The following is a 6,879-nucleotide window of genomic DNA, read 5'->3' on the forward strand; positions in this document are numbered from 1 at the left end:
GTAGCTTAATGCATCAACACCTTCATCCAGTGAGCCCGTTGCTACTTCATGAAGTAATGGTTTCCATAGGTGGCTTGCTTTACGGTCTACCAGAGTAATCTGGGCACGTTTCTTACGACCTAAAGTGCGGCCTAGCTTAGTTGCTAGTTCTAAACCACCAGCACCACCGCCTACTACGATAATTTTTGTCACAGTGACAATCCTCTACAAAATGAATAAATGGGGTTCGGCTCGATTACTCCAACCGATAAATTCTATGTATCTACTCGGCCTTGAATGCGAAGGCTGTTACAAATTGGATTACCGCGAAAAAGAATAACGACAGCTCACCGAGTAGTTAGAGGGGTTACAAACAACAAGTATTGGTTTGTTGTTTTGCTCACATGGATAAAAAAGGTGACTACCTGAGAGGCAGAACACAAATTATGGACAAGTTTTTTCACTCGCTCTCAATTTTTTTTGATATTTGTCAAAATATTTTGCTTTGGAACATTATATATAGCAAAAAGATGACCGCAACAAAAAAATCCTTACCCTCAATGAGGATTCGCGACTAATTAGTTAACGTTTGCGCAAACTGATCTATAAATGCGCAAACTCACAGATAAAACAGCGATAACCGCTTTATGAAACACGAACGCAAAAGTTCAGATGTAAAAAAGCAGCACTCATTGAGCACTGCTTTTATAAAGCATCCAGATTGATTAAGCGTTTTTGAACGCTTTCATTGCTTGAAGATGTTGAGAGATCTTTTTGAATTTATGACTCTCTTTCTCATCCCAGATTACGTCGTAGTAATCTTCTAGCGCGGCAGCGGTTTTGGTATTGTCGTGGATTTCATCTTCACGAGACAACACTACCAAACAGCGTCCTTTGTTTTTCATACGATACTGAGCAACACATTTAGTTGCGATGTCTTCGTATTCTTCTGGACGGTCAATTCGACCCACCATGTTATTCTCAGGATGCAGATTAGGGTTGAACACCACCTGCTTAATTCCACATAAGAAACCAATACGCTCAGACCAAAAACCACCTAAACCTACACCACAAATAATGGGATGCGGATCATCGGATTGCTCTATCACCTTATGCACTTCTTTAAGCAGATGCTGCATATCGTGTTTTGGATGCAAAGTACTGTAGTTGATGAAACGAACGTCATCATCAATGAATTGCAACTGCAGTATTTTTTCGTGATTGCCCGGGCTTGTTGAGTCGAAGCCGTGTAGATAGATAATCATTGTACCTCCCCCATTGAATATTGGTACGTTTTGATCAATCTAACACGAAAAACAAGGTTTTAAAGGGAAGACCTCTGAAATTATATTTTTCACTTCCTAAACGTGATCATAGCTACATAAAGTGTGACTAAGAGCCTCTGCTTCACGCAGATAACTGTCATCGCCCCATAGCTGATGAGCAAGTAAATACCACAGCATTGCCATCATTTGGCTTCTTGGTAACCAGGCTTCTACTCCGTCAAGCCAAGATTGGGGATCATGGATACCTCTTAGCTGACAGTACTTATTAACAGCTTCTATAACTGGTAATCGGGCAACAGCAATAGTCAGCGTAAGATCAAGCCTTGGGTCTGCTAGCGCTGCGTATTCCCAGTCAATGATCTTAATCCCATCTTGATTCTTCACAAGGTTATAGCCACCGAGATCAAAATGACACAAAGACAGGCCTACACTTGGGATACTTGGAGCCACGCGCCACTCTTGATAAATCTTGGTGCAGGTTTCAGTCTTATGAACCGCATCAAGCTGAAGCCAGTAGTGGTCAACTCGAGCCGTATAGCTGAACGGTTGGAGCGGCAGTCGCGCAGTATTAACCAAATGCACTGAGATCAGCGTCTTCAGTAAATCATCCTGCTCGAGTCCTTCGTACAACGTCTCACCCGCGATCCATTCAACCAGTAAGCCTTGCTCATTGACCACTATCGGACTTGGTCCGATATCTAGACGCTCAATAGCAGACAGTACTTGATACTCTTCATGGCGAGAGATGAAGAACGCTTTGGTGATGGGGGTAATTGGACGCCAAACATACGCGGTGCCATCGGCTAAAACCAATTTCCAACATCGATTAGTCAACCCACCTGTCAGTGTCTGTGCTCTGATTGGAGGCTCAGAAAAGTAGCCATCAAGAGAACTCAAACTGGTATCAAGAAGCTTTGCTTCAGACCAAGAAAAAATCGCCATATTTACTCCCTATAAACGTCTTAACTGCCCTATAAACGTCTTAATTTCCCTACAAAAAAGGCACTGACCAAAAGCCAGTGCCTCTTCATTAATACCAATCACAGCAAATAACATGTACTGCGTTGAGGCATGACTAAGCCAAGTAAACTTAATTAAAAGCCCAGCAAGCTCTTAGATTGTTGCTTACGGATTTCAGTCTCGTCAGCCCATTCAATCAAGCCAGACTCAAGATCCATTAGGCGCATGGTCATTTTGTAGTATACGTCTTCGTCGCTGCCCGCTTTCTTAACGATGCTTGATAGGTTGCCGTACAACATGTACTGAGCACCAACCATTTTACCAAATTGGATTGCTGAGCTTTGATTTACAAGCTCATCGTTATTTTGGAAATTCAATTGTTCACGAACAGACTCTACACGGTCCATATCAACGAAACGGAACTTACCAGAGTTCAGCATTTTAGTACTGATGGTATCAGTGATTGACTCAGTATCGATGTGCTCACTTGTTTTGTTCTTGATTCGCTCTACGAACACGATTGGACGTTGCTCACGAGTAATATAAGACACAGAACCAGACGCCATCATGCTATCGACCATTTCGCCCGCAATCGTTTGAAGGTCAGTTGAACCGAAATCGATTGTCGTGGTTTCTACTGATTGTGCATCACCGTAGCTTACCTTGTTTGAACAACCGCCTAAAATAACCGCTAAACCTAGTAGCGCAATGACACTCTTTTTCATTTTGTTTCCTTAACTAATCACTAAGCGGGGTTACCCACTCTCTTAAATTTTTGTATTTTCGAATCCTTAGACCCGTTCTATCTCGTCTTTGCTATAAAGCTTGGAACCACTCTAAATATGAGCGGTTCCAAACGAAAGTTTACTGCTCTCTGAACTGAACTCTGAACTGAGTCGCTTTCGGATTTACCGACACTTCCGACAACGAAATACTTTCAAAGCCACGAACAATTGCTTGCTTCCAAGGGCCTTGCTTTAGGTTGACCTCAAGACCAGCATCGTCGTACCAGTAAAAGCGATAAAGGATATGTTGATCGCCTTTATAGTTACTGTTTAAACGCACGATTCCTCGCGTATGACCGTCGACGAGGTCAGTTCGGATATCTTCAACCTGTAAGCGGCTACCCAATACCTTATCACCAAAGAAAACGTTCTGAGTTTGACTATCTACCCTTACGCCAGCTGTATTATCAGCACAACCAGCCAGAGCCATAACCGCTGCTAAGCTCACTAACCACTTTTTCATTACAGCCTCCCTAGCTGTTTATGCCACATTGTTGCATTGTTTCCTTGTCGAGAAATCCACACCAAAGTGGTCTGCCCTTCTCGAATATCAAAGTCATACGTTTTAGCGCCCGCTTCTAACGTATATTGACCACTGTTTGCTACAAACGTGCTGGTCTTTATTTCCGCAGGCAAAGATTGCCAGCTTCGAGTGTCTGGTTGTTCCGTGAATGCATTCCAGACATTGAACAAAATGTTACCGACATCGTTACCTTGAGTTGCTTCTTTACGGATGCGATCTTTCGCGACCACACGTAACGCTTGGCGAATAACAATGCTCGTCATACGTTCAGATAAATCATTCTGCGCCATCGCATTCACATCCGTAATCAAATGCTCAGACAACGGTTGCCCACTGATTCGTAGCGCAGAAAAACGTTCTACGTTTTGGCGCGGGTAATATGGCAGCGCCAGAGAATATATTGCGCCCTGATCGCGACTGTCATAAATAGGCAAATCTAATCGCCAACTGTCCATCGCTTGAACTGCACTTTGTTCTTGAAGCACAATTACTCGCCCTTCGCTTGCCCCTAACTTAGATGACTGTTTGTAGCGCTTTTTCAGTGTTGCTAAATCTTGTCGCATGCCTAAGCGAGCAGCTGTTGCCATGGTTCTATCGATGATTTCTTGGTTATCAGGCATGATGGCCAAAGCACGTCGATAGTCCACATAAGCGCTGTTCAGATCGTTAGATGCTTCGTAAAGCAGGCCAGACAAAAACATCAGATACGCATTTTGCACAGATTGCAGCTTTTTACCCGCATCAGGATAATTCGCAAGAATACTACCCACGTTGGCAGACAACCCTTGAGATTTTGCGTCGCTAGCAGCACTTTCTAACTCAGCTTCACGTTGTTTCTTGGCTTGTTCCTGAACTTGGTTAGCGCGACGCATTTCGATCACCGCACCTTCTAAGTCGTTTTTCTTTAAATAATTCAAACCAAGATATAAATGCAGAAAACCCAACTCATAGTCAGCAGGCACATACTCGGTAATATTGTCATTCACAGCCAACGCGCCGACACTGGTTGCACTGTCTGATACAGAGATCACCGCTTTACTTTGCTGATCTTTTACTGCCTGATCGGCCAGTTCGAGCGACGACTTACTCTCAGGATATTTTTGATCAAGTAGATTAATTCTACCTTTTTCAAAGTTATCAAGAATGTCACCTGCTACGTAATCTGGTAACTCTTGTTGAGCCGTTGAATAATCCCCAGACTTGACTGCTTGGTAAATTTCTTTGTTTTGCGCGCTGTAATGACTGAACAGGCTCCCTGCCGACATATTCGCACAACCCGCTGTCAACGCCGATAACAGGGCAATGGAAGCGAATCTAAACTGGTGCTTCACTTATCGTCTCCGTGCATGTTTAAAATGCCAACTTTGTTAAAAGGATCTTAAGCAAGTGGATACCTTGCTTTTTAGGCTCTACCTAATCGATGCCGATATTCAGACAACAGATAAAAATAAAAGTTGGCATACAAACAACAAATTTTCCAACTCGCTGTTTATGTTAATTAACCATTAACTTGTATTAACGAGATCATTAACTGTTTCGTTAGCTTATTAGCCTTTTAATTAACTCATTAAAAGCGGGCCAAGCGGGCGGCCACCAACCAAATGCATGTGAATATGGTAAACCTCTTGGCCACCGTGAGAATTGCAATTCACAATAAGACGATAGCCGTCTTCTGCAATGCCTTCTTCTTTTGCTAACTTACGAGCAACAGTAAACATACGTCCCATCATTGCTTCATCTTCCGCTTCAACATCATTCGTTGTTGGAATCAGCTTGTTAGGAATAATTAGAATATGACTAGGAGCACGAGGGTTAATATCGCGAAATGCGGTTACTAAATCGTCTTGGTATAGTAGATCTGCTGGGATTTCTTTATTGATGATCTTACTAAAAATGGTTTCTTCAGCCATGTGTCTCTCCGATAAAACATTTATTTTTTAATGCTTTGAGTATGCGCTATGCCGCATCAAACCACAATAAACCTGCTTTAAAGCATAATAAAAAACACCGTTCAAATCAAAAAAAAACACGCCTTACCTCTCAAGAACGGCATATTGGCTAGGACAAAGGACTATTTTTGACGTGTGCGTCATAAAATGCGTAAGCCGAGCTCAATAGAATCCTGATAATTTTGTTAGTTTTGTTTTGACCTGGTATTAGGTCCACATTTATTTAGGGAGAAAGTCATGAAGGGATCTGTGATCAAGCGTATGTACGCTGGTTTCGCACTGATCATCATCATGTTCGCAGTCACGATAACCATCATGATGAGCAGCATGAATCAGATACATAGCAATTTTGAGAGCGTCTCAAAAGTCTCATTGCCGCTGGTTGCGCTTTCAAACCAAACAAGTGTCCAATTACTTTCCGCTGACAAGTCATTTAAAGACTTCTTAACCACACAAAATTCTGAGCGTATGTCTGCAATGCGTACAGAGTTTGCTGCATCACAAAACGCTTTTTCTGAAGTTCTAGGTAGCCTAGAAACAGCAAGCCAAGACAATACCTCGCTCACTGAGCGCATCACGCAATTAAGAGCGATGGAAGAACGTTACTTCACCGAAGCAGATGAAGCGATGAACAATTATATCGCTATGTTTGAGGCGCAAGAGCAAGTACAAAAAGCATCACGTGATTTCCAACGCTTACATTCAGAATTGACCGTTGGCATGAAAGAGTACGTTGCCGACCAAAAAAGCATCTCTGTAAAAGTGATGGCAAAGAGCTACTTTATTAAACTACAAGACGCCGAGGTGATTACCTCTGATGCACTAGCAAGTTCTGATGTTGCCTTCGTACAAAAAGCCGTCAACCAAAACAAAAAGGCCGTTACCCACCTAAACTACGCGTACCGTGGCTTAGCGACACAATTGCCTGCGATAAAAAATGTTTTCGATGAATCGGTTAAAAACTTCACCAAAGACGTGGGACAAAAAGGCGGTGTTTTAGATAAACATAATAACTATCTGAAAGCGAAAGAAGCCTTGTACATCAACATTGCTAATCTAGCCGTTGAAGTCGACCAAGCAATGGCGGTACTGGATTCTTTCAACGTCACAGCGGAAGAGCAACTCAACTCATCATTAGCAGATGCGAGCAGCATCTACGACAACGGTCTATTCAAAGCGATTGCAATTGGCATTGTTGTCACCGTATTCGCTGCAGCAATTGGTTACCACATTGCACATAGTGTAAGAGAGCCACTAACGCGTATCCTCGGTACATTAGAAGGCCTGACTGAAGGAGATATGACTCAGCGTATCGATATTCGATACGACAACGAATTCAGCCGAGTAAGCCGTCACATCAATACCTTAGCCGACAACCTGCACAATATTCTGGTGAA

General features: G+C 42.7%; 8 protein-coding genes. 1 reads left to right on the forward strand and 7 read right to left on the reverse strand.

Annotation, left to right across the window (positions count from 1 at the left end; all coding sequences use genetic code 11):
- The 7 genes from AB4496_RS09530 to hinT all read right to left on the reverse strand — a co-directional run.
- On the reverse strand, positions 1 to 192 hold a 192-nt coding region (locus tag AB4496_RS09530; RefSeq protein WP_372130871.1), incomplete at its 3' end, for an FAD-dependent oxidoreductase.
- A 512-nt stretch (positions 193 to 704) separates the two neighbouring features.
- Complete coding sequence (ycfP, locus tag AB4496_RS09535; RefSeq protein WP_009847155.1) at positions 705 to 1,244, reverse strand: alpha/beta hydrolase YcfP; 540 nt, start codon at positions 1,242 to 1,244, stop codon at positions 705 to 707.
- A 96-nt stretch (positions 1,245 to 1,340) separates the two neighbouring features.
- On the reverse strand, positions 1,341 to 2,207 hold the full coding sequence (locus AB4496_RS09540) for a phosphotransferase (protein WP_009847156.1): 867 nt from the start codon (positions 2,205 to 2,207) through the stop codon (positions 1,341 to 1,343).
- A gap of 152 nt (positions 2,208 to 2,359) precedes the next feature.
- A complete protein-coding gene (gene lpoB, locus AB4496_RS09545) occupies positions 2,360 to 2,950 on the reverse strand; it encodes a penicillin-binding protein activator LpoB (protein ID WP_009847157.1) in 591 nt (196 codons plus the stop codon).
- Positions 2,951 to 3,089: 139 nt separating this feature from the next.
- On the reverse strand, positions 3,090 to 3,473 hold the full coding sequence (locus tag AB4496_RS09550) for a YcfL family protein (protein WP_009847158.1): 384 nt from the start codon (positions 3,471 to 3,473) through the stop codon (positions 3,090 to 3,092).
- A complete protein-coding gene (locus AB4496_RS09555) occupies positions 3,473 to 4,864 on the reverse strand; it encodes a COG3014 family protein (protein WP_009847159.1) in 1,392 nt (463 codons plus the stop codon). Before AB4496_RS09555 ends, AB4496_RS09550 begins: the two co-directional genes overlap by 1 nt.
- Before the next feature lie 228 nt (positions 4,865 to 5,092).
- Positions 5,093 to 5,443 (reverse strand): purine nucleoside phosphoramidase, encoded by a 351-nt coding sequence (gene hinT / locus AB4496_RS09560; protein WP_009847160.1) that lies wholly within the window; start codon positions 5,441 to 5,443, stop codon positions 5,093 to 5,095.
- Between the two features lie 276 nt (positions 5,444 to 5,719).
- On the opposite strand from hinT, the gene AB4496_RS09565 reads away from it, so the two are divergent.
- The coding region (locus AB4496_RS09565; protein WP_372130873.1) for a HAMP domain-containing protein at positions 5,720 to 6,879 on the forward strand (1,160 nt) is incomplete at its 3' end.

This window comes from Vibrio sp. 10N.222.46.A1 (assembly GCF_041473595.1).
Lineage (GTDB): Bacteria > Pseudomonadota > Gammaproteobacteria > Enterobacterales > Vibrionaceae > Vibrio > Vibrio tasmaniensis_A.

Bases quoted from the DNA above. Each gene is read 5' to 3' on its own strand.
- ycfP (WP_009847155.1), bottom strand. From the start codon at position 1,244: ATGATTATCTATCTACACGGCTTCGACTCAACAAGCCCGGGCAATCAC.
- AB4496_RS09540 (WP_009847156.1), bottom strand. From the start codon at position 2,207: ATGGCGATTTTTTCTTGGTCTGAAGCAAAGCTTCTTGATACCAGTTTG.
- lpoB (WP_009847157.1), bottom strand. From the start codon at position 2,950: ATGAAAAAGAGTGTCATTGCGCTACTAGGTTTAGCGGTTATTTTAGGC.
- AB4496_RS09550 (WP_009847158.1), bottom strand. From the start codon at position 3,473: ATGAAAAAGTGGTTAGTGAGCTTAGCAGCGGTTATGGCTCTGGCTGGT.
- hinT (WP_009847160.1), bottom strand. From the start codon at position 5,443: ATGGCTGAAGAAACCATTTTTAGTAAGATCATCAATAAAGAAATCCCA.